The sequence below is a fragment of the Arthrobacter sp. 179 genome, assembly GCF_052379645.1.
In the GTDB taxonomy this organism is placed as follows: Bacteria; Actinomycetota; Actinomycetes; order Actinomycetales; family Micrococcaceae; genus Arthrobacter_H.
Genome location: NZ_JBQSYU010000073.1, coordinates 1 through 247 on the forward strand (window position 1 = coordinate 1; position 247 = coordinate 247).

A 247-nucleotide genomic window follows, 5' to 3' on the forward strand; every position below is an offset into this window, starting at 1 on the left:
GCCCGAGAGCCAGGTCGGGTCTCCCTGGTAGACCGTCATTCCGACGAAGTTTCCCATATAGGTGCCGAAACCTCCCAGGAAGGCCTTCAGGACGTAGCCGGCCGATCCGAGGACGACCACGGCGGCCATCAGGGCGATCGCCAGCCAGACATTGATCCGGCTCAGCAACTGGATGCCCTTGTTCAGCCCCGAGGACACCGAAAGCGCCGCGATGCCGGTCAACACGGCGATGACCACCAGCTGGGTC

General features: G+C 64.0%; 1 protein-coding gene. It reads right to left on the minus strand.

Translation table 11 applies throughout. The features are described from left to right. The coding region (locus ACT3UE_RS15825) for a BCCT family transporter (RefSeq protein WP_444567036.1) at positions 1 to 247 on the minus strand (247 nt) is incomplete at both ends.